The organism is Actinobaculum suis (assembly GCF_900618115.1).
GTDB lineage: Bacteria > Actinomycetota > Actinomycetes > Actinomycetales > Actinomycetaceae > Actinobaculum > Actinobaculum suis.
In genome coordinates this window covers 1,377,604-1,399,034 of the sequence record NZ_UYIO01000001.1, presented here as the reverse complement: position 1 = coordinate 1,399,034, position 21,431 = coordinate 1,377,604, and the positions used below count along the sequence as shown (strand labels likewise).

Genomic DNA, 21,431 nt, shown 5'->3' with positions numbered 1-21,431 from the left:
GCCATAGATTATGCAACAGAAATGTTGTTTAATTGGTGACTGGAGGGATGGCCCATGGCGCAAGTGCAAGCAGAAAGGGAGCGTACACGCGAACGCGTGTTTCGGCTTATCGTCGAAAACGGCCCTATTTCTACTGGGGAACTTGCTCGTATCACGGTGCTCACCGCGGCGGCGGTGCGCCGGCATATCACGGCCCTGGAAAAAGAGGGGAGGATCGCGGTCTACCGCGAGAACGGCCCCGGGGCCGGTACAGGCAAACGGGGACGCCCGGCACGGCGATATATTGCCACCGGTAATACCTTGCAGAAAAGGTTTGGACGTAGCGCTGAAAACGTGGCGCTATCCGCCCTCGATTTTATTGCGGAAAAGCTGGGTAAAGCTGGGTTACAAGCCTATGCGGACGCTCGCACCAAAGCGATAATCCAACGCTATGGTGAAGCGGTAGAAACAGCCGGGGAAGATATGCGCCATAAATTGCAGGCCTTAGCCCGCGCGCTAACTCATGATGGGTATGCGGCTTCGGTACGCAGCGTACCCGGCACCCAGATGTTGCAACTGTGCCAAGGGCATTGCCCAATTCGGAAAATTGCTGGTGAACATGAGATTTTATGCGGGGCCGAAACACGTGCTTTCGGTGAAATCTTAGGCGTGCATGTGCAACGCATAGCTACCCAGGTGTCTGGTAGTTTTACCTGCACTTTGACGGTTCCGGCCGGGCCCACAAGGACCGAACAACAAGACGTGAAATGCGAATAGTACGCATAGAGAAGGGAAGAGGATGACGCAAACACGGCATGAAGCCGCCGTGGCCGAAGTCGTAGCGGAGCAAGAATCGCTCATCGCGGACCTCAGCGGTACTTACGAGTACGGTTGGCACGATCCTGATGAACGTGGTCAAGCTGCTCCGCGCGGTATAGATGAAAATGTGGTGCGAAATATTTCTGCGGCGAAAAATGAGCCAGAATGGATGCTCAAACGCCGTTTGCGTGCCTATAAATTGTTTGAACGCCGGCCCATGCCACAGTGGGGAGCTGATCTTTCCGGGATTGACTTCTCGCAGTTCAAATATTTTGTGCGAGCTACCGATAAACAAGTGCGCCGGTGGGAAGATCTTCCCCCAGAAATCCTCAACACCTACGACCGTTTGGGTATCCCGGAGGCGGAGCGGGAACGTTTGGTTGCCGGGGTAGCTGCCCAATACGAATCCGAAGTGGTCTACAACTCGATTCGGGAAGATTTGGAACGCCAAGGCGTGATCTTCGTGGATACCGATACGGCCTTGCAAGAGCACCCGGAGCTATTCGAAGAATACTTCGGTACCGTAGTGCCAACAGGTGATAATAAATTCGCTTCCCTAAATACGGCTGTGTGGTCGGGCGGGTCTTTTGTGTACGTACCCAAAAATGTGCATGTAGAGATTCCCCTGCAGGCCTATTTCCGGATTAACACCCAGGCTATGGGCCAATTTGAACGGACCTTGATTATTTGCGATGAAGGTTCCTACGTGCACTATGTAGAAGGATGCACCGCCCCGATTTATCGGGAGGATTCGCTGCACGCCGCCGTCGTCGAAATTGTTGTGAAACGTAACGCGCACTGCCGCTACACAACGGTACAGAACTGGTCGAATAACGTGCTCAATCTGGTGACGCAGCGGGCTACCGTGGAAGAAGGCGGCACCATGGAATGGGTAGACGGCAATATTGGTTCGCGCCTAAATATGAAGTATCCGGCCTGCGTGCTGCTCGGTGAACACGCGCATGGCGAGATGCTTTCGGCTGCGTTTTCCGGGCCGGGGCAACATCAGGATACGGGCGCAAAAATGCACCATATGGCCCCGCGCACTACCTCTTCGATTGTTTCGAAGTCGATTTCCCGCGGGGGTGGGCGCTCCAGTTACCGCGGTTTGGTGGAAGTGGATGAAGTCGCGGTCGGTTCCAAATCTAATGTGCAGTGCGATGCCTTGCTGGTAGATGATATTTCGCGTACCGATACGTACCCGTATGTGGATGTGCGTACCGACGACGTCGAAATGGGCCACGAAGCTACCGTTACCAAGGTTTCGGAAGAGCAAGTGTTTTATCTGATGCAGCGCGGCCTTTCGGAAGAGCAGGCGATGGGGATGATCGTGCGCGGCTTTGTGGAGCCGATTGCGCGCGAACTTCCCATGGAATATGCACTGGAACTCAACCGGCTCATCGATATGCAGATGGAAGGAAGCGTGGGCTAGATGGCACAAACGGAAACTACCCGGCCAGAAAATACAGGGGCCGCAACGGCAACCGGCCCGGCAGCGGAAGGTCCGCAACTGGAAGAAGAACACTTCCATATTGCACACGCAGACCGTTCGGATCGTTTTAAGAGTTTCAACCCGGATGATTTCCCGATTCCTACGGGAAGCGGAGAGGAGGAAGACTGGCGTTTTACGCCCATGGACCGGATAGAACCTTTCATTGCCGACGGTTTGGCCGGCCCGGCCGCGCCGGTAAGCGTGGACTGTACGGGCGGGGCCACCGTGGAAGAGGTAGGGCGGGAAGATTCCCGGCTTGGCACCGTGGGCATTCCGGATGACCGCGCAGCGGCCCTGGCCTACGCGGCCTTCCACCGCTCCCACGTGGTGACCATGCACGGTGGTGAGCACAGCGACGTCGTACTCGGGATTGACGCTCCCGCGCCCATGAACACCTCCCATACGCGGATTATCGCGGAAAAACATGCCACTGGCACGGTGGTGCTCGAGCACACGGGGGCGGGAAATCTTTCCGAGACCGTGGAGATTTCGGTGGGCGACGAAGCGGATATTACCGTCGTTTCCGTGCAAGAGCAGGAACGTAGCGCTAAGCATCATTCCAGCCAGCGCATGGAGGTGGGCCGGAATGCGAAATTGCGCCATATCGTGGTGACGATCGGGGGCGACCTCGTTCGCATTACTTCGGAAACTTCCTTTACCGGGCCGGGCGGGGAAGTAAATCTGCTGGGGGCCTATATTACGGAAGCGGGAGAACACCAAGAACACCGGGTTTTTGTGGACCACCAAGAACCCAATTGTGTTTCCCGCTGTACCTATAAGGGGGCCTTGCAGGGGCAAGATGCACATTCGGTGTGGATTGGCGACGTTTTGATCGGGGCGGGGGCAGCCCAAACCGATACCTACGAACTGAACCGTAACCTGGTGCTCACGGAAGGTACCAAGGCCGATTCGGTACCTAATCTAGAGATCCTCACCGGGGATATTGTGGGCGCCGGCCATGCTTCGGCCACCGGAAAATTCGATGAGGAGCAACTGTTCTACCTGATGGCGCGGGGCATCCCGGCGGATGTGGCACGGCGTTTAGTGGTGCGCGGATTCTTTGCGGAACTGATTGTGCAAATTGAAGTGGAATCGGTGCGCGAAAAGCTCATGGCGGCAATCGAACGCGAACTCGACCTCATGGATAGCACAGGCACTGAAATCGCGGAAGAAATCGCGGCGAACCCGGAAGCTGAGGCGGGCGCGCAGGCGGAAGTAAACGCGGAGCGCGGAGCAGGTACACAAACCGAAACGAACTCGGAAACTGAGGCGGACGCATGAGCCGGGTACGAGTGTGTGACCTAGATGCGGTAGCTCCCGCAGCGGCTTTGCGCGTACAGGTAAACAATGCGGCCGGGAAGCAATACTCGGTTTGTATTGCGCGCGATTCGGATGGGAGCTGGCACGCCCTGGGGGATACTTGCACACACGGCAATATTTCCCTGGCGGAAGGGGAAGTGTACGAAGGCGGAATTGAATGCTGGAAGCACGGCTCGGTTTTCGATTTGGTTACCGGCCATCCGCGCACCTTACCGGCCACCAAACCGGTACCCGTATATGAACTTCAGATCGACGAGAGCGGCGTATATGTAGACGTCGATAAGGTATTGGAGGATTTCTAAATGGCAACCCTGGACATCATTGATCTCCACGTTTCAGTGCATACTCCGGAAGGTGATAAGCCGATTTTGCACGGCACGAATTTGCATATTGGTGACGGAGAAATCCACGCCATTATGGGCCCGAACGGTTCGGGTAAATCGACGCTTGCCTACGCGGTAGCTGGGCACCCGAAATATGAGATAACGAGCGGGCAAGTGCTCCTGGATGGGGAAGATATTACGGATTCCACCCCGGATGAACGCGCCCGTGTAGGCCTGTTCCTCGCTATGCAGTACCCGGTGGAAGTGCCGGGAGTTTCGGTTTCAAATTTCTTGCGTACCGCGAAAACTGCGATCGACGGCGAAGCTCCGCGCCTGCGCGAGTGGGCTAAGAGCTTGCGGCAAGTAACCAACAAACTGCGGGTAGACGAAGATTTCATCAAGCGGGATTTGAACGTCGGCTTTTCGGGTGGGGAAAAGAAACGGACCGAAGTGCTGCAGATGGAATTGCTCGAACCGAAAATTGCCTTACTTGACGAAACTGATTCTGGTTTGGATGTGGATGCCCTACGGGTGGTTGCGGAAGGGATCATGGACGTGCATGAACGCACGCAAAACTCGCTCCTGCTAATTACGCACTACAACCGCATCCTCGAATATGTGAAACCGGATTATGTGCACGTGTTTGCTAACGGCCAGATCGTGCGCACGGGCGGGCCCGAACTAGCTGCCGAGCTCGAAGCCGAAGGCTATGACAAATACATTGAGGCAGAGAGCGAGGCCTAGGCCCAGTGACCGAAAATGACGGAAGGCTCGTACCGCGCGCAGATTTCCCTATCTTGGCGCAGCCAATCCGCGGCGAACATAGGCTGGTCTACCTGGATTCGGGAGCTACCGCGCAACAACCACGCGCGGTTTCTGCCGGTATTTCCGATTTCGTCAACCACCGCAATGGGGGCGTGAAACGTGGCAGCCACCAATTGGCAGAAGAATCCACCGTGGCCTATGAAGAAGCCCGGCAGGTACTTGCCGATTTCGTGGGGGCCGGGCCGGAAGAAATCGTGTGGACGCACGGCTCTACGGAATCTTTGAACCTGTTGGCCTATGCGTTTTCGAATGCTGCGCAGGGGCGCGGCGGGCCGGCTGCACGGCGGTTCGCGCTCGGGCCGGGAGATTCCGTTGTTGCTACGGTGGCTGAACATCACGCAAATTTGGTGCCCTGGCAGGAGCTGTGTGCACGCACGGGCGCCGAGTTTCGGTGGCTGGGCGTTACCGAAACTGGGCGTATTGACCTGGACACTTTGAAGCGCATTGATAAGACCACGAGAGTGGTGGCGATAACCCATGTTTCGAATGTGACCGGGGCGGTCACGCCGGTCGCGCCGATCGTGGAACACGCGCATCGTCACGGTGCGCTCGTGGTGCTCGATGCGTGCCAGTCGGTGCCGCACATGCCGGTGAATTTCGCGGAGCTAGGCGTGGATTTCGCGGCTTTTTCCGGGCATAAAATGTATGGCCCTACCGGGGTGGGGGCGCTGTACGGGCGCGCTGAACTCTTGGCGGCCCTGCCCCCATTTTTGACCGGTGGTTCCATGGTGGCTGAGGTACGCATGGAAGGTACGAGCTACGCGGAAAGTCCGGCGCGTTTCGAGGCCGGCACCCAGCCGGTGCAACAGATTGTAGGGCTGGCCTTAGCGGTGAAATATTTGCAGCAAATCGGGATGGACCGAGTGGCTGCCCACGAAGAGCAACTCACCGCATTGCTATTGGCTGGCCTGCGAGAAATTCCGGGTGTGCGCGTGCTCGGGCCGCTGGACATGCGCGATCGGGCTGGGATTGTAGCCGTAGATGTGGCTGGTGTACACCCACACGATGTGGGCCAATTCTTGGATTCGCGGGGGATAGCTGTGCGCACGGGCCATCATTGTGCGCAACCGATCCACCAACACTTCGGCGTGGGCGCCTCGACTCGTGCCAGCCTGGGGATTTACAACACCGCGGAGGACGTGTACAGCTTCCTGGAATCTTTGGGGCAGGTACGGCGTTACTTCAAAGTAGCGTGAGTAAAAGCTAGTTACTGCAAAGTAGCGTGAAATGAGGCGGGTAGCGGCAGGTACGCAATCGGCGCCCTGGCCGGGGCACCTACGTAAACGCGGGCCGCGGTTACGGTTCCAAAAGTTGGAAACTTACCGTGCGGGAAGCATGGACGCGTAGCATGATGCGAATAAGCGAGCGAGAGACGGGAAAGTATGGGAGATCTGGACGAACTGTACCAGCAGATTATTTTGGACGCGGCCCGGGAACGGCACGGCGAGGGTGAGCTAGAAGCGCCGGAGGGTGAGTCTTACCAAGTGAATACGCTTTGTGGTGACAAAGTGAATATGCAGGTGAAGCTTTCCGACGACGGCGAAACCATCTCCGATTTAGCCTGGCAGGGTGACGGGTGTTCGATTTCTCAGGCTTCGATCTCGATTATGAATGACCTCATCGCTGGGCAAAAAGTGGATCGGCTGGCCGAGCTGTATGGACTTTTCCGGAAAATGATGGATGGCCGCGGCAAAGAACTGCCGGAAGAGGAAGCGGACGAGTTGGAAGATGCCACCGCTTTTGTGGGGGTGGCGAAATTCCCCATGCGGATCAAATGCGCGCTTCTGGGCTGGATGGCAGCCCGCGAAGCTACGGAGGAAGCGCTGGCAGCCCGCGAAGCAACGGAGGAATCGCTGGCAGCCCGCGCACACCACGCCGAGGCACCCGCACAGCAAAACTAAAATTGGGCACAGAGCGGATTATAGGGAGGCGAAAATGGAGAAAGACGCACACGAAAGCGTAGCGACCATCGAGACAGATAACTCGGCGGCGCCGGTCACAACTGCACCCGCACCGGCAGCGCCCGCCGCAGGATCTGTTGCGGAACCGGTGAACACGGAACCTGTGGCAGAACCTGTCGCGGAATCGGCTCTGGAATCTGCGGTGGCAGAAACCGCGGGAACGGAATCGGCAGGGGACGCGGCGTCGGCCGCCCCGTTGGCCGAGGGGGAGGACGTAGATCCGGCGGAGGTGCTGGAAGCTCTCAAAGACGTTATCGACCCGGAGCTTTCGATCAATATTGTGGACCTAGGGCTCATATACGGAATTACTACGGAAGGCCGGCATTTGCATTTGGATATGACTTTGACGTCTCCGGCCTGCCCGCTCGATGAATATATTGCCGCGGAAATTGAGAGTGCGACGGCGGGAATCGTCGATTCAGTGGATATTAACTGGCAGTGGCTACCGCCGTGGGGGCCGGACCGGATTACCGATGATGGACGCGATCAACTTCGCGCGATCGGGTTCAATCTCTAGACTAGTAACCGAAAAAAACTAGTAACCGAAAAAATACGAAAACTCGATCCCAGTTTTCGCAGGACAACACGCCGTTGCGCGCAAGGAGACGGAACACATGGCAGATACCGCAAATAACGCAAGCTCGGAACACTCGCAATTGGTGGGCGAGGCGGAACAAGCTGACTATGCGCGGGGAACCGTGGCTCTTATTACTCAGGCGAAGGGTGCCTCCGGTGACGTAGACGTGGAATTGGCACCAATTCGGGAAGCTTTGCGCGGTTACGGCGTAGACGCAGACATTGTGGAATGGACTTCGGGGAAGTCTTTGCGCGGCTATAAAGCGGCAATTATTCGCAGTCCGTGGGACTATCCGGACCGGTACACCGAGTTTATGGCCTGGCTCCAAAAAGCTCGGCAAGAAACCAATGTGCTGAACCATCCCGATCTGATCACCTGGAATTCGGATAAACACTATTTGGAAGTTTTGGCGGATTTAGGGGTCAATATTCCTCCTACTACGTACGCGCGGACGTTGGAAGAAACCCAGGAAGCGGCGGCCAAAGTAAAGGGGCGGCTGATTATTAAGCCGGCGGTTTCGGCTTCTTCGCGCAATACCGGCCTGTTTGAAAACTATGGGGCAGAGGCGCAGGCCCTGGCAGAAAAGATTCTCTCCGCGGGCAATACGGTAATCGTCCAAGAGGCAATTGACACCGTGCAAGATGGGGCAGAACGCGGAATTTTCTTCTTTAACGGCGAGTATTCGCATACCACGCGCAAAGCTCCGGTGCTCGAACTTGGGGGCGGGCTCTACCGCGGCACCTATACGGAACGGATTACGATTGTGGAACCGAGCGCGGCAGAACTAGAGTTGGCACGCGCTACGATCCGCGCTATTGGTATGGTTTCCCGGCAAGAAAACTGGGCGCCTACCGCGGGCCTACCGCTTTATATTCGCGTGGATGTGGCCACGCCATCTTCGGGCAAGCCGCAACTTATCGAAGCAGAAGCTTTTGAACCCGAACTATATTTGCGGCTCGTAGAGGGCGGATTCGACCGCTTTGCGAAAGCCGTAGCCGAACGCATTGAGTTCTTAGACTGAGGTCTTAGACTGAGGTCTTTTTTTTGCAGCGAGTCCCTGGGGCCGCGCCCAAGTTGGCGTAGGGCGCGTGGCCGCGCGTAGTGAAAAGCTGGCTTATAAAGCCATGAGTGCTTGGGTGAGAGGCCAGGCACTGAGCACCACGGCAAGGCAAGTGAAAATAATGGTTAGGCTCGCGGCCGCAGTATCATGGCGCGAGATCGGCCCATCCGTGTAGCGCATGCGTTGGGCGAGCGTGCGACCGGCAAGTATTAGCGCTCCTGCGGCGAACAACCAGCCCAGCAGGGACTGCACGAGAGAAGCCTCCGCCGTCATGCTTACCACCAAGCCCCAAAGTCCAATACCGCTTGCCAGGAAGAACGTTGGCCCGCGGGTACCTTCCGAGCCGGGAGGTGCGATTGAATCTTTCCTCCTGGTGTTAGCAGGTCCCGAGCCTGCCGGTGTGGCACCTGCCGGTGTGGCGCCTTTTGCCGTTGGTGCAAAATCGGTGCCGTCACCAGGCAAGGTGGGATCCTTAAACCCGAAAACGGCGGCAGATACCGAATCGACCCGCCCGCTACGTTCCGGAACCGGCACGGCAGCGCCCGTATCCGCGGTCTCTTTCGGTTCGCGCGGATGCTCAGGCGGAAAATCAGCAGAGGATGTGCTCACGCCTCCAGTATGCGCTTTTTTCATCAAGGCCGAAAGGCCTGGATCTACTGGTTTAGGCCTGGATCTACTGGTTTAGGCCTGGAGCTGCTGGTCTTACTTGGCGGTGCCCGCCCTATCGCGTGCTGCCGTTGCTAGTTGCTCTGACTCCTGCTTCCTGGATGCTCGGGTATCCTTCTGCTTCCCCTTGGGTTCGCAATCGCCGCGCTAGCGCTCGCTTCGGCACATAACTACAAACGTGACACAACCACAAATGTGCGCGAAAGGGCTACGGGACGTAGACTAGGGCACCGTGATTAGTGCCCAGAATCTGACCATACGTATCGGTAGCCGCGAACTGCTCAAAGATGCTTCCTTCCGCGTTGCGAAGGGAATGCGCGTGGGAATGGTTGGCCGCAATGGGGCCGGCAAAACCACCACGATGCGCTTGCTTGCCGGGGAAGGCACCACTTCGGATGCCGTAGATTATGAAGGGCAGATTACGCGGAGTGGCAGCGTGGCCTATTTGCCGCAAGAATCTCGCAGTGGCGATCCGCAGCAGCTGGCACGGGACCGGATTTTAGAGGCCCGCGGAATTGATGCCACCATTCGCGCGATCCGCAAAGCAGAGCGGCAAATGTCTGAGCTCACGGGCAACCGGCAGCAAAAAGCGATGGAACGGTATGTGCGGCTCGACCAGGAGTTCACGAATGCGGGCGGGTGGGCCGCGAATGCGCAAGCTTCGCAAATTGCGGCCTCGCTCGGGCTAGATGATCGTATTCTCGCCCAAGAATTAGGAACTCTTTCGGGCGGCCAGCGGCGGCGCGTGGAGCTAGCCCGAGTGCTCTTTTCCGGGGCAGAAACCTTGCTCCTGGATGAGCCGACGAACCATTTGGATCATGATTCGCTCATCTGGTTGCGCAACTATTTGAAAACCTATTCGGGTGGGTTCATTGTTATTTCCCACTCGGTTGACTTGCTAGAAGAAACCGTGACGAGCGTGTGGCACCTGGACGCCAACCGGGCCAGCCTCGACGTCTACAACCTCGGCTGGAATGCTTATCTCAAACAGCTGGAAGTTGATGAGCGGCGGCGCCGCCGGGAACGGGCAAACGCGGAAAAGAAGGCGAGTGCTTTGCTCGCCCAGGCACAGAAAATGCAGGCGAAAGCCACTAAAGCGGTGGCGGCCCAAAATATGGCTCGCCGCGCCGAGAACCTGCTGGCCGGTTTGGAAGAAGAACGCCAGGTAGACAAAGTGGCGGCACTGCGTTTCCCCGAGCCTGCCCCCTGCGGGAAAACACCCTTGCGCGCCACAGGGCTAACCAAGTTTTATGGCTCTTTGGAAGTATTCACAGGTGTGGATTTGGCTATCGACCGGGGCTCAAAAGTCGTGGTGTTGGGCTTGAACGGTGCCGGTAAAACTACGCTCTTGCGGTTACTGTACGGGGTGGAAGAACCGGATTCGGGAGAGGTCATTGCCGGTCACGGCCTCAAACTGGGCTATTACGCCCAGGAACACGAATTTATTGACACCTCGAAAACCGTTGTGGATAACTTGCGCTACGTGGCACCCGAATATGACGAAACCGGTTTGCGTACCGTGCTCGGTTCGTTCTTATTTTCGGGCGACGACGCCGAAAAACCCGCCGGTGTGCTTTCCGGCGGGGAACAAACTCGGCTCTCGCTGGCCATGCTTGTAGTTTCGAAGGCAAATGTTTTGCTCCTCGATGAACCAACGAATAATCTAGACCCGGCTTCGCGGGAACAGATTTTGGATGCGCTTCGCAAATACGAAGGCGCCGTGGTGCTTGTAACCCACGACGATGGTGCGGTACAAGCCCTCAACCCCGAACGCGTCCTGTTGCTCCCAGACGGCGACGAAGACTTGTGGTCTGATGACTATTTGGAACTCGTTTCGCTGGCCTAGGCTACGGGTCGGGATGGCTACGGGTGTGCTGGGTTAGCGCCGGTACTATGCGCGTGGCGGTGCACAGCTACGCGCATGTTAGTGCGCGGCTAGTCGCGTAGCGGTATGCCGTGGACGTCTTCTTGGATCGCTGCCCCGGCGATAATGCAAATGCCTTCGATGAATCCCCACAGGGAGCCCAGCCCGAAAGTGAATACCGAAACCACGATTTGGGCTACGCCGACGGCGGTGTAACCCAAATAGAAGCGGTGCACCCCGAGGCCGCCCAGGAAAATGCCGAGCAGGCCCGCAATCAAGCGGCTCTTCTGTTGGTAGTAGGGCGCACCATATGGATAGTTATAGGGCGCGCCTTGCGGATATGCCTGGTAGGTGCCGTATGGGTTTTGCCCCGCGGTGTTCCAGGTGGGACCAGCTTGCCCGTATCCCGGATAGTAATTACCGGCTCCTGGTTGGCGGCTCTGCTGGTTTCCGGTTTGGTAGCCCGCTTTGGTTTGGGCTTGCCAATCGGAGCCGTAAACGTACTGGTTTTGTGTTCCGCCGCCGGAGGGCTCACTATTCGTGTTTTTGGGTTCCCAGGCGTTGCCGTTTTGTGACTCCCGCCTGTTTCCGCTTTGTGGGTCCCAAGCATTTCCGCTTGTCATGGTGCCTGCTCCTTGCAGCCCGCCAATTGGGCTATTAGTGATCGTGGATAATTGTACCGCATTTTTCGGCCAGACCAGCCGCAGCTTTTTCCAGAGAAGTGATAATTGCCCGGCGGTGCGGATGCCCCTGCACAAATTGCACGCAGGCTTCCACTTTAGGAAGCATGGAACCAGCCGCAAATTCTCCGTTTTCACAAGCTTTCTGCGCCGCGCTCACGGTGAGCTGGGCGAGCCTTTCTTGGGCGGGTGTCCCATAGTTGCGGTAGGCGGCGTCAATCGCCGTCAAAATTAGAAGCGTATCGGCTTGTAATTGGGATGCCAGCAAAGCGGCGGTGCGATCCTTATCTACCACCGCAGCCGTACCAGCCAGTGTGCCGTTATCTACCACGGGTACGCCACCGCCACCGGCAGCAATCACAATCACCCCGGCTTCCACCAGCGTCGCAATCACTGGGGCCTCCACGATTTCGACCGGCTGCGGGGAAGCTACCACCCACCGCCAGCCCCGCCCCGCGTCATTGACGTAGGTATTACCGGTTTCAGCGGCAAGTGCGCGAGCTTGCGTTTCGGTATAAAAAGCACCTACCGGTTTGGTGGGATGAGCGAAAGCCGGATCTGCCGCATCCACCACGGTTTGGGTAGCAATTGCCGCGCAAGGTTTAGCAATACCGCGAGCGCGGAGTTCGTTATCGATGCATTGTTGCAGGTGGTAGCCGATGTATCCCTGCGACATTGCGCCGCATTCGGCGAAGGGAAGGTGCGGGTTGTGGCCGGCTTGGGCCGCGAAATCCGTGGCGACTTTGATCATGCCCACCTGTGGGCCGTTGCCGTGGGTGATGATTATTTCGGCGCCAAGGGCGATAAGGTCTACCAGGTTGCGGGCGGTGCTAGCGGCGAGTCGGAGCTGAGTTTCGGGAGTGTTTCCAAGGGCGTTTCCACCCAGTGCTACCACGATTCTCTCTTTGCTCATTGTGGCTCCTCACGTTTCGCCTCGGGTTCGGTTTGCCAGTTCGCTAGTGGTTCGGCTCGCCGCGTGGTTGCTGGTATCCCAGTGTTTGCTGGTACCCGAGTGTTTGTTGGTACCCGAGTGTTTGTTGGTACCCGAGTGTTTGTTGGTACCCGCGTGTTTGCTGGTCCTACGGTACGCGTGTTTGCTGGTCCTACGGTACGCGGTAGCTAGGTTTGCCGCTGGCCGATTTGGTGTTTTCAAGTTTTACGCGAAAACGACGCCGGGGTGCCGGCCGGTCCCATATAGGGAGATGGCCTGCCTCCCGGCGTCGTCGTTAGAACCACCGGTAGTAGCGATACCCGCGTGCTCAGAGCTCCACTGGAGCACCCGCGTGCTAGCAACACGTACGCGGCAGCACGCCACTGGCTACCACATTAGCGGCGCACTATAGCGTTCTTGGGTACTACGGTTACCCCGCCTTCGGAGACGTAGAATCCGCGTTCGCGATCGTAATCGTGGTTGACGCCGAGTTGGGCGCCTTCTTCGATTTGTACGTTCTTATCTACGATCGACTTGATCACGGTGGCGTTGCGGCCCACGTTGACGCCGTCGAAAAGGATGGATTCGCGTACCGAAGACCACGAGTTGACGCGTACCTTCGGCGAAATGACCGAGCCAACTACCTCGCCACCGGAAATAATCGTGCCGGGGGAGACGAGCGAATCAAGGGCGTGCCCGAGCCGCTCGTGGTGGCCGTACACGAACTTTGCCGGCGGAATCCCGGTATACCCGGTGTAGATCTGCCAATCTTCGTTGTACAGATTGAATTCGGGAACTACCGAGATGAGATCCATATTGGCCGCGTAGTAGGAATCGATAGTACCGACGTCGCGCCAGTAATCCTTATCGCGTTCTTCACCTTCTCCGGGGACGCGATTGAAGGTGAAATCGTAGACGCCGCAGTCGTTTTGCTCCACGAACATGGGGACGATCGAACCGCCCATATCATGCTTCGAATCCGGGTCGGCGGCGTCCGCCCGCAAAGCATCCACGAGGGCCTTGGTAGTAAATACGTAGTTACCCATGGATGCCAGGAACTGGTCCGGATCGTCCTGTAAGCCCAAACCGGTAGTATCTTGCGGTTTTTCGAGGAACTGGGCTACCCGAGTGGCGTCATCGTCACGGGCATGAATCACCCCGAAAGAAGGAGCGAGTGACAAGGGTTGGCGAATACCCGAAATCGTGAGCCCTACTCCGGTTTCGATGTGCTGGTCTACCATGGCCGAAAAGTCCATACGGTAGATATTGTCTGCCCCGGTGATGAGCACGTAGTCCGGCCGTTCATCATCAATAACATTCATCGACTGATAGACAGCATCCGCCGAACCTTCAAACCAGCTGGTACCGCGCCGCTGCTGGGCCGGAACGGGGGAGACATAGTTCCCGAGGAGATTAGACATACGCCACGTGCGCGAAATATGGCGATCTAGAGAATCAGACTTGTACTGGGTCAAGACCACGATTTGCAAATATCCGGAATTTACAATGTTGGACAGCGCGAAATCGATGAGGCGATAAATACCCCCGAAGGGGACCGCTGGTTTGGCCCGATCTTTCGTGAGCGGCATAAGACGCTTACCTTCGCCCCCCGCCAGGACGATGGCTAATACGCGTGGGGTTTTCGACATACCTCCAGTCTACCCTATTTAGTGAGGTGTGCCACGGGTGCGACACGTTTTCGGTAAGTTCGGGGCTTTTGTTAGCCTTTCCTAACCGATATTTCCGCTTAAGTGTAGGGACTTACGGAACGGAAGGTGCTTTTTGCTATCGTTTGCAGAGTCATCCCTGCGTATCATATTGTGAGATGCAGTGCCGGCGTGGTTCTGCATCTTTCTTATTACGACGCCGTAGTTATCGTCGTAGTTATCTCCTACGATCCTGGGGCCGGGCGCAATAACACCGCAACCGCGCGAACATTGCAACCACACGAACAACGCAACCACACGAACAACGCAACCATACGTACATCGCAGTCACACGCCAGTGTGCCGCAAGGCCTGCCAGCAAGACTGTAATCCCGGGTAGGGTTGAACTAGATTTGTCTCACACTCACATGTGTGCTCACGATCACCCACACGGCCGTGGGTTTCGGGGCCGGGCTCCTACCCGCCACTGGCTTTACCAGCAAGAAACACTTGCGCGCGAGTAAAGCACGCGGGCAGGAATAAATCTGGCAAACCGTAGTGAGCGAAGCCAAAATAGTAGTTGGCCGCACTACAAAAGGAAGGTAACCATGCGTATTGACCTCTTGACTCGCGAATACCCGCCACATGTGTACGGGGGAGCAGGCGTACACGTACAAGAACTTTCGAAGGTATTGGCTCCGCTCGCGGAAGTCCACGTACGCGCCTTTGACGGGCCGCGCAGCGCTGCCGAACTAGCACAAATGCCCGCGGGCGTAGAAGTGAGCGGTTACGATTACCCCACTTCGCTCGACGGCGCGAACGGAGCCCTACGTACCTTCGGCGTCGACCTTCCCATGGCAAAAGACGTAGAAGGCGCCGATATCGTGCACTCCCACACCTGGTATGCCAATATGGCCGGCCATATCGCCTCCATCTTGTACGGCATCCCGCATGTACTCTCCGCCCACTCTTTGGAACCACTACGCCCCTGGAAACGCGAACAACTCGCTGGCGGCTACGATCTGAGCTGCTGGATGGAACGCACCGCCTACGAAGGAGCAGCCGGAGTAGTCGCCGTCTCCCGGGCCATGCGCGAAGATATTTTGCGTTGCTACCCGGCAGTATCCCCAGAAAAGGTACGCGTAATCCACAACGGGATCGACCTCGACGCCTGGAAAGCCCCGCAAACCGAAGCAGGCTGGGAAGAAGCACGTACCTACTTCCGCAGCTACGGCCTGGACCCCGACCGTCCCACCATCATTTTCGTGGGCCGCATTACCCGCCAGAAAGGCGTGCCCGGTTTGCTGCGCGCCCTGCGCCAAGTAGATAAAAGCGTACAGGTCATCCTGTGCGCCGGCGCCCCCGATACACCCCAAATCGCGGAAGAAACCCGCCAGCTCGTAGCCGCACTACAAGCCGAACGCGAAGGCGTGGTATGGATCGAAGAAACACTGACACAATCCCAAATCGTCATGCTCGAATCCTGCTCCACCACATTCGTCACCCCCTCGATTTACGAACCGCTAGGCATCGTCAACCTCGAAGCAATGGGCTGCGGAATCCCCGTAGTAGGCACCGATACCGGCGGCATCCCCGACTGCATCGTGCACGGCGAAACCGGTTTGCTGGTACCAATCGAACAAAAAGACGACGGTAGTGGCACCCCGCTTAATCCAGAAAAATTCGAAGCCGACCTCGCCGCCGCACTAAACGAAGTCACTGCCAACCGCGAGCGCGCTCGCGAAATGGGACAGGCCGGCCGGCGCCGCGTGGAAGAACACTTCTCGTGGACTTCGATCGCAGAAAAAACCATGGATTTCTACCGCGATCTGCTCGCTGGTAAGTAGCGGCTCGAAGGTATGGGGCTGCCAGGCAACTAGGCAGCTTGACGGTTGTGGGCGCGGTCTGCCAGAACCGGCACTATAAGAGCTTCGGGCACCCGGTTGTTGCCATGTGATGGTAGCGACCGGGTGCCCGAAACTTGTAACAGTGGCATATAAAACGAGCATGATCTGGTGGCGTGTGGTCCTAAATTTGCGATTAGTCTTAGAGCTATGGGAGATGTAATCGCAATCAAGAACGCGGCCTTGCGCCGCGGTGGCACAGAGATTTTGCGCGGCGTAACGTGGGACGTCAATAGTGATGAGCGGTGGGTTGTGCTCGGTCCGAACGGAGCGGGGAAGACGACGCTTATTCAAATAGCTGCGGCCCGGCTTTTCCCGACCGCGGGAAGCGTAGAAATCATTGGCGAAAAACTCGGCCGGGTAGACGTGCGTGAATTGCGAACTATGGTGGGCGTGACTTCCGCCGCGGTGGATGCGCGTATACCGCGCGGGGAAACCGTATTCCAGGCCGTGCGAACTGCCGCCTACGGGCATACGGCCGCCTTCCGGGAAACCTATGAAGCCGAAGATGATGCGCGCGTGTGGGCATTACTGCGCCAATTCGGGATCGCCGATATAGCTGAGCGGCGGGTGCAAGTTCTATCTTCGGGAGAACTAAAGCGTTTGGGTATGGCCCGGGCACTGATGCCTAATCCGGAACTGTTGATCTTGGATGAACCCACTTCGGGGTTGGATTTGGGCGGGCGCGAAAGCCTGGTGGCCACCATGGGCCAGTTGGCCAGTCACCCATATTCGCCCGTGCTGGTATTGGTTACACACCACGTAGAAGATATTCCGGCCGGTTTCACCCATGCTCTTTTGCTCAAAGATGGGCAAACATTTGCGGCTGGCCCGCTTGCAGAAACCCTCACTTCCGAAAACCTTTCCGCCCTCTTCGACTATCCCTTGCAAGTAGATCGGGTGGCGGATCGATATGTGGCTTTTGGGCGCAAGTAGCGAAGATCCCGTGTAAAATGTGACCGAGAGACGCGGCGTGGGCTGCTTCCCGAAAGGAAAGACAAATATGGAGTGGTACATCTGGCTCATCGGTGCCTTAGTAGCCGCTTTGCTCGAGCTTTTCATACTTGATTTCACGTTCCTGATGTTAGGGCTCGCCGCTTTAGGAACTACCGTGGTGGCCGTTTTCCTGCCCACCAATCTCACGATACAAGTTATCGCCTTCGCGGTACTTTCGGTTTTGCTGATCCTCACGGTACGACCGTGGGCCCAACGCCATATGAATCCCAAAGGCCGGGCGGTTGGCAATGTGGAAGCCAATATAGGCCGCACCGCCCGCGCGTTAACCGAGATCAACGTGAATGGCGGCCGGGTGAAAATCGGGGGCGATGAATGGACTGGCCGCACCGATGGGAATGCCATTCCCGCTGGCAGTACGGTTGTGGTGGCCTATATTGACGGGGCTACGGCCGTCGTCGAACCACTCCCGCAAAATACTAACCCGCCCGCCCCGCACCACTAAGCCACACCGCTAAGCCCCACTACTAAGCGGGACTGAACGCGAGGCGCACAGCGGCGCACGGCGGCGCGGTAACGAGGCGCTTGCGGATAACCCGCAGGGGAGCGGATAGACCATGCAAAAGCCCAAGGTGCCGCGCGGCGGAAGCACAAGGCATCGCGTAACAGAACCGCAAGCCCATTTCTTCACATTCGAAAAGAAACAATCACACGATCACTCACTGCCAATAACGGCCAAAAGGAAAGGTGCGCATATGTCGAGTGAACAAATACCATTGATAGTCCTCGGACTATTCCTCCTACTTATTATCGTAACGGTGTGGCGTTCGGTGCTTATCGTGCAGCAGGGCACCCAAGTAGTAGTGGAAAGGCTCGGAAGTTTTAACCGGATTTTGGGGCCGGGCCTGCGCTTCCTCATTCCGTTCTTCGATTCGGTGCGCCAGCGCATTGATATGCGTGAACAAGTGGTTCCTTTCCCGCCCCAACCGGTAATTACCGCAGATAACATCAACGTTTCTATCGACACTGTTATTTACTACCAGGTGACCAATGCCTACGCGGCCACTTACGAAATTGCTGATCCGATGGCCGCTATCGAACAGCTTTCGGTTACTACGCTTCGTAACATTATTGGCACCATGGATATGGAACAGGCGCTCACCGGCCGAGACCGTATCAACGACCAGTTGCGTTCCGTGCTTGATGAAGCCACCGGCCGGTGGGGGATTCGTGTTTCCCGCGTGGAACTAAAGGCGATTGACCCGCCGCGGACCGTGCAGGGCGCCATGGAACAGCAGATGAAGGCGGAACGTGACCGTCGCGCCGCGATCTTGACGGCAGAAGGGGTCAAGCAGTCGCAGATTTTGACTGCCGAAGGTGAAAAGCAAGCCGCGATTTTGAAGGCGGAAGGTCAAGCTCAAGCCACGATCTTGCGGGCGCAAGGTGAATCGCGCGCTATTCTCCAGGTGTTCGACGCCGTCCATAAGGGCAACGCAGATCCCAAGCTGCTTTCCTACCAGTACATTAAGACGCTGCCGGAGATTGCTAATTCGCAGTCTTCGAAGCTGTGGCTGATTCCTTCCGAATTCAGCTCCGCACTGGAAGCGGTGGCGCGCGGCTTTAGCGGCGGTAGTGATCCAGCTCCGGCAACGGGCACCGATACGGAAGAGGAAAAAACCCAGGTGGGTGCCGATTTCGCGGGCGCGGCCAGCGTGGCTGAAAGCCTGGCCAATACTTCGCTGGAAGATATCGATTCCGCACTAGCCTCCGCGAAGGGAGAGGCCGCCCAAGCCTCGGGCGAAGCCCAAAAAGCCGGGCACTAAAACTGCGGGTGCTAAAAACTGCGGGTGCTAAAAACTGGAGCCCTAAAAACTAGGGGCCCTAAAAACTAGGAGTGCTAAAAACTAGGGGCCCTAAAAACTAGGAGTGCTAAAAACTAGGGCTGCAGCCCGGCTGGTTTTCTGCCCCCGCAGGTGAAAGCCCGCAGCCTCACGAGTGTGAAATATGATGCTACCCCGGGAGTCGAAGGAAACTTTGGCTTCCGGGGTGGCATCGTTAACGGGTGATTATTGAGCTGAGTGATACTACCGATCCGCGTCTTGACGATTATTTGTGCCTCACCGACGTCAACTTGCGAAAAAAGCTCGAAACCGACCGCGGCCTTTACATGGCCGAATCTACGAAGGTAATTATGCGGGCCATCCAGGCTGGCCACACACCCCGTTCTTTCCTCACCTCGGTGAAATGGCTACCGGCCCTCACCCCTTGGGTAGAGCTCGCCACGGGCCACAAAGACGGCGGCGAAGTACCCGTATATGTGGCCCCAGAAACTGTTTTGGAAGCCATTACCGGCTACAAAGTTCACCGCGGGGCGCTAGCCGCCATGAACCGGCCGGTATTGCCGGCCCCAGATGAATTACTGGCCCGGGCGCGCCACGGCCAACCGGCCCGCCGCGTCGTCGTACTCGAAGCGCTGGTAGACCACACCAATGTGGGAGCCATCTTCCGTTCCTGCGCGGCTTTAGGTATCGACGCCGTTCTAGTAACCGACGACTGTGCCGATCCGCTCTACCGGCGTTCCGTACGAGTATCGATGGGCACGGTGTTCCAGGTACCGTGGACGCGAATCCATAACTGGCCGCACTCTATCCACCATTTACACGATGCCGGTTTTGTGACGGCCGCACTCGCCCTCGTGCCGCATTCACTTCCCCTCGACGAGTTTTCCGCGCTCCCGCAAGTGCGGGCACAAGATTCGAAAGTCGCGCTCATTATGGGCACGGAAGGTGATGGGCTCAAACCGCAAACCATTGCTACCGCCGATTATTCGGTAGTTATCCCCATGGATGGCGGCGTCGATTCCCTCAATGTAGCTGCCGCGAGCGCAGTCGCCTGCTGGGAACTGCGGGTTCGCGACGACGCCTAGGGCGCTTTTTCCTCTCCTAAGTAACCCGTTGCCGGCCTTGCCCGTGTTGGGCGCCCCGGTTGTGCTGGGTGCGGCGCTCGTGATCGGTACGGCACCTGTGCTGGGTGTGGCAGTTACGATGGGCGTGCCGTCGGCACTGGATACTTCACCTCTGCTTGATGTACCGCCCGCGTTGGGTGCGGTGTACGCGCGGGGTAGTGCGCCACGCGCGGCAGCGGTTCATTTTTGTGAACAAATAATGCGCATTGCGTATTCTGCGGCAAAGAGCTGGGTGTACCCAGCAGAATGCTGGGTATGCCCGGCCGAAATTAGAGGAGTGAGAGAAGAGGCGTGGAGAGGTAATTCCTGGGTTGACTACCAGGTGGCAAAGCAACTTGCGCGTACGGTACGGAGCCGGCGCAAGCAGTTAGGACTTACCCAAGACGAATTGGCACGCCGCGCCGAACTCGACCGCACCACCGTGCAAGCCCTCGAAGCCGGAAAATCAGACCTGAAAAATAATCGGAACGCGAACCCGAAAACCCAAACCCTGTTGCACCTAGCGGAAGCTTTGCAAATGCCTATCGGGGATTTGTTGGCCGGGGCCGAAACTTCTTTCGCAAAGCGCCCCGATCGGCGCGAACCGCACATGTATTAGTCGCAAATACGCCGGCGGCATTAGCCGCAAATATGCCGGCGGGGTATTGGACGCAACCGCACGAACCGGGTAAAAGAAACGCATGGTAAAACCGGCCCTCCGGAGGCGGCATTATCGGCGGGGCGGATAATAGCGGGGCTGCGAAGTGGGCGGAGAAGCTGGCGGTGAAGCCGGCTCGGCGGATCACGGTTGTGCGCGGGAAGAAATTATTCGATGCTGCCGGGGTCAATGGCGTCAATCGAACCGGCGTAGCCGAGCTGGCGCCAAGCTTCATAGACCGCGATGGAAGCCGAATTGGCTAGGTTGAGGGAGCGCAGGTGCGGCTTCATGGGGATACGCACTTTGGCCGTAATGGCGGGCGAATCGAGCACTTCGGGCGGAAGGCCGGTTGGTTCAGGGCCGAAGAGAAGATAGTCCGTGGTGCGGTAGGAAACCGTGGCGAAATTACGGCTACTGTGCCCGGTAAAAGCAAAAATGCGGGCATCGCCAACCGCGGCGCAAAACTCTTGGAAATTCTCGTGGATAACGAGGTCGGCCAGGTCGTGGTAGTCCAGGCCGGCGCGTTTGAGATGCGCGTCAGAAAAATCAAAACCTAAGGGTTTGATGAGGTGCAAAGTGGCACCCGTGCAGGCCGCCAGGCGAATGGCCGCGCCGGTATTGCCCGGAATGCGCGGTTCGAAGAAAACAATATTGAGCACGCGTCCCAGAGTACTCGCGTGGTGCCAACAGCAAAACTGTGCGCGAGAAAACCGGCTCGGCGTGCCGCGCCGAAATCCGTGATTTAGCAAGGCCAAAGCCGATGGTTCGCTAACCCTCACACTTAAGTTCGAACTGGTGTTCGATTAGTCTGGGTGAGTACACGGGAAG

Annotated in this window: 22 protein-coding genes; 17 read left to right on the top strand and 5 right to left on the bottom strand. The window is 57.4% G+C overall.

Translation table 11 applies throughout. The features are described 5' to 3' along the window. Nucleotides 1-54 precede the first annotated feature (54 nt). The 9 genes from H8274_RS05765 to H8274_RS05725 all read left to right on the top strand — a co-directional run bounded on the left by H8274_RS05765 (nucleotide 55) and on the right by H8274_RS05725 (nucleotide 8,317). A complete protein-coding gene (locus H8274_RS05765) occupies nucleotides 55-756 on the top strand; it encodes a helix-turn-helix transcriptional regulator (RefSeq protein WP_074663559.1) in 702 nt (233 codons plus the stop codon). 22 nt (nucleotides 757-778) lie between these two features. Next, entirely contained in the window at nucleotides 779-2,230 is a 1,452-nt protein-coding gene (gene sufB, locus H8274_RS05760; RefSeq protein WP_074663562.1) for a Fe-S cluster assembly protein SufB, read from the top strand. Continuing rightward, nucleotides 2,231-3,571, top strand: a complete 1,341-nt coding sequence (gene sufD, locus H8274_RS05755; RefSeq protein WP_083330168.1) for a Fe-S cluster assembly protein SufD — start codon at nucleotides 2,231-2,233, stop codon at nucleotides 3,569-3,571. After that, on the top strand, nucleotides 3,568-3,912 hold the full coding sequence (locus H8274_RS05750) for a non-heme iron oxygenase ferredoxin subunit (RefSeq protein ID WP_049620332.1): 345 nt from the start codon (nucleotides 3,568-3,570) through the stop codon (nucleotides 3,910-3,912). The genes sufD and H8274_RS05750 overlap by 4 nt, the downstream gene beginning before the upstream one ends. Further along, nucleotides 3,913-4,677: a Fe-S cluster assembly ATPase SufC gene (gene sufC / locus H8274_RS05745; protein WP_074663567.1), complete on the top strand. Its 765-nt coding sequence runs from the start codon at nucleotides 3,913-3,915 to the stop codon at nucleotides 4,675-4,677. 5 nt (nucleotides 4,678-4,682) lie between these two features. Further along, entirely contained in the window at nucleotides 4,683-5,954 is a 1,272-nt protein-coding gene (locus tag H8274_RS05740; RefSeq protein ID WP_185934065.1) for a SufS family cysteine desulfurase, read from the top strand. 186 nt (nucleotides 5,955-6,140) lie between these two features. Beyond that, nucleotides 6,141-6,659, top strand: coding sequence for a Fe-S cluster assembly sulfur transfer protein SufU (sufU, locus tag H8274_RS05735; protein WP_065415265.1), 519 nt, complete (start codon nucleotides 6,141-6,143; stop codon nucleotides 6,657-6,659). Between the two features lie 34 nt (nucleotides 6,660-6,693). Continuing rightward, nucleotides 6,694-7,236 (top strand): metal-sulfur cluster assembly factor, encoded by a 543-nt coding sequence (locus tag H8274_RS05730; RefSeq protein WP_083078665.1) that lies wholly within the window; start codon nucleotides 6,694-6,696, stop codon nucleotides 7,234-7,236. Between the two features lie 97 nt (nucleotides 7,237-7,333). After that, a complete protein-coding gene (locus tag H8274_RS05725) occupies nucleotides 7,334-8,317 on the top strand; it encodes an ATP-grasp domain-containing protein (protein ID WP_083078666.1) in 984 nt (327 codons plus the stop codon). Nucleotides 8,318-8,410: 93 nt separating this feature from the next. Here H8274_RS05725 and H8274_RS05720 read toward each other — a convergent pair whose 3' ends face one another. Further along, nucleotides 8,411-8,965: a hypothetical protein gene (locus tag H8274_RS05720; protein ID WP_141670165.1), complete on the bottom strand. Its 555-nt coding sequence runs from the start codon at nucleotides 8,963-8,965 to the stop codon at nucleotides 8,411-8,413. Nucleotides 8,966-9,254: 289 nt separating this feature from the next. Here H8274_RS05720 and H8274_RS05715 point away from each other — a divergent pair, with 289 nt between their 5' ends. After that, complete coding sequence (locus H8274_RS05715) at nucleotides 9,255-10,868, top strand: ABC-F family ATP-binding cassette domain-containing protein (RefSeq protein ID WP_065415267.1); 1,614 nt, start codon at nucleotides 9,255-9,257, stop codon at nucleotides 10,866-10,868. A gap of 89 nt (nucleotides 10,869-10,957) precedes the next feature. On the opposite strand, the gene H8274_RS05710 is transcribed toward H8274_RS05715, so the two are convergent. The 3 genes from H8274_RS05710 to glgC all read right to left on the bottom strand — a co-directional run bounded on the left by H8274_RS05710 (nucleotide 10,958) and on the right by glgC (nucleotide 14,146). Beyond that, nucleotides 10,958-11,509: an NINE protein gene (locus H8274_RS05710; protein WP_185934064.1), complete on the bottom strand. Its 552-nt coding sequence runs from the start codon at nucleotides 11,507-11,509 to the stop codon at nucleotides 10,958-10,960. Nucleotides 11,510-11,543: 34 nt separating this feature from the next. After that, nucleotides 11,544-12,479, bottom strand: a complete 936-nt coding sequence (arcC, locus tag H8274_RS05705; protein ID WP_074663582.1) for a carbamate kinase — start codon at nucleotides 12,477-12,479, stop codon at nucleotides 11,544-11,546. 413 nt (nucleotides 12,480-12,892) lie between these two features. Further along, a complete protein-coding gene (gene glgC / locus H8274_RS05700) occupies nucleotides 12,893-14,146 on the bottom strand; it encodes a glucose-1-phosphate adenylyltransferase (protein WP_049620340.1) in 1,254 nt (417 codons plus the stop codon). 171 nt (nucleotides 14,147-14,317) lie between these two features. Here glgC and H8274_RS05695 point away from each other — a divergent pair, with 171 nt between their 5' ends. The 7 genes from H8274_RS05695 (at nucleotide 14,318) to H8274_RS05665 (ending at nucleotide 20,564) form a co-directional block, all read left to right on the top strand. Continuing rightward, nucleotides 14,318-14,533, top strand: coding sequence for a hypothetical protein (locus H8274_RS05695; RefSeq protein ID WP_156181545.1), 216 nt, complete (start codon nucleotides 14,318-14,320; stop codon nucleotides 14,531-14,533). A 218-nt stretch (nucleotides 14,534-14,751) separates the two neighbouring features. Beyond that, a complete protein-coding gene (glgA, locus tag H8274_RS05690; RefSeq protein ID WP_049620341.1) occupies nucleotides 14,752-15,990 on the top strand; it encodes a glycogen synthase in 1,239 nt (412 codons plus the stop codon). 207 nt (nucleotides 15,991-16,197) lie between these two features. Continuing rightward, on the top strand, nucleotides 16,198-16,983 hold the full coding sequence (locus tag H8274_RS05685; RefSeq protein ID WP_049620342.1) for an ABC transporter ATP-binding protein: 786 nt from the start codon (nucleotides 16,198-16,200) through the stop codon (nucleotides 16,981-16,983). A 67-nt stretch (nucleotides 16,984-17,050) separates the two neighbouring features. Next, a complete protein-coding gene (locus tag H8274_RS05680) occupies nucleotides 17,051-17,506 on the top strand; it encodes an NfeD family protein (protein WP_049620343.1) in 456 nt (151 codons plus the stop codon). A 250-nt stretch (nucleotides 17,507-17,756) separates the two neighbouring features. Beyond that, nucleotides 17,757-18,824: an SPFH domain-containing protein gene (locus H8274_RS05675; protein ID WP_049620344.1), complete on the top strand. Its 1,068-nt coding sequence runs from the start codon at nucleotides 17,757-17,759 to the stop codon at nucleotides 18,822-18,824. 239 nt (nucleotides 18,825-19,063) lie between these two features. Continuing rightward, nucleotides 19,064-19,927 carry a TrmH family RNA methyltransferase gene (locus H8274_RS05670; RefSeq protein ID WP_185934063.1) on the top strand — a complete coding sequence of 288 codons (864 nt, stop codon included), beginning with the start codon at nucleotides 19,064-19,066 and terminating at the stop codon, nucleotides 19,925-19,927. 316 nt (nucleotides 19,928-20,243) lie between these two features. Further along, entirely contained in the window at nucleotides 20,244-20,564 is a 321-nt protein-coding gene (locus H8274_RS05665; protein WP_176764508.1) for a helix-turn-helix domain-containing protein, read from the top strand. 206 nt (nucleotides 20,565-20,770) lie between these two features. Here H8274_RS05665 and H8274_RS05660 read toward each other — a convergent pair whose 3' ends face one another. After that, nucleotides 20,771-21,262: a tRNA (cytidine(34)-2'-O)-methyltransferase gene (locus H8274_RS05660; protein WP_049620347.1), complete on the bottom strand. Its 492-nt coding sequence runs from the start codon at nucleotides 21,260-21,262 to the stop codon at nucleotides 20,771-20,773. Nucleotides 21,263-21,431 lie beyond the last annotated feature (169 nt).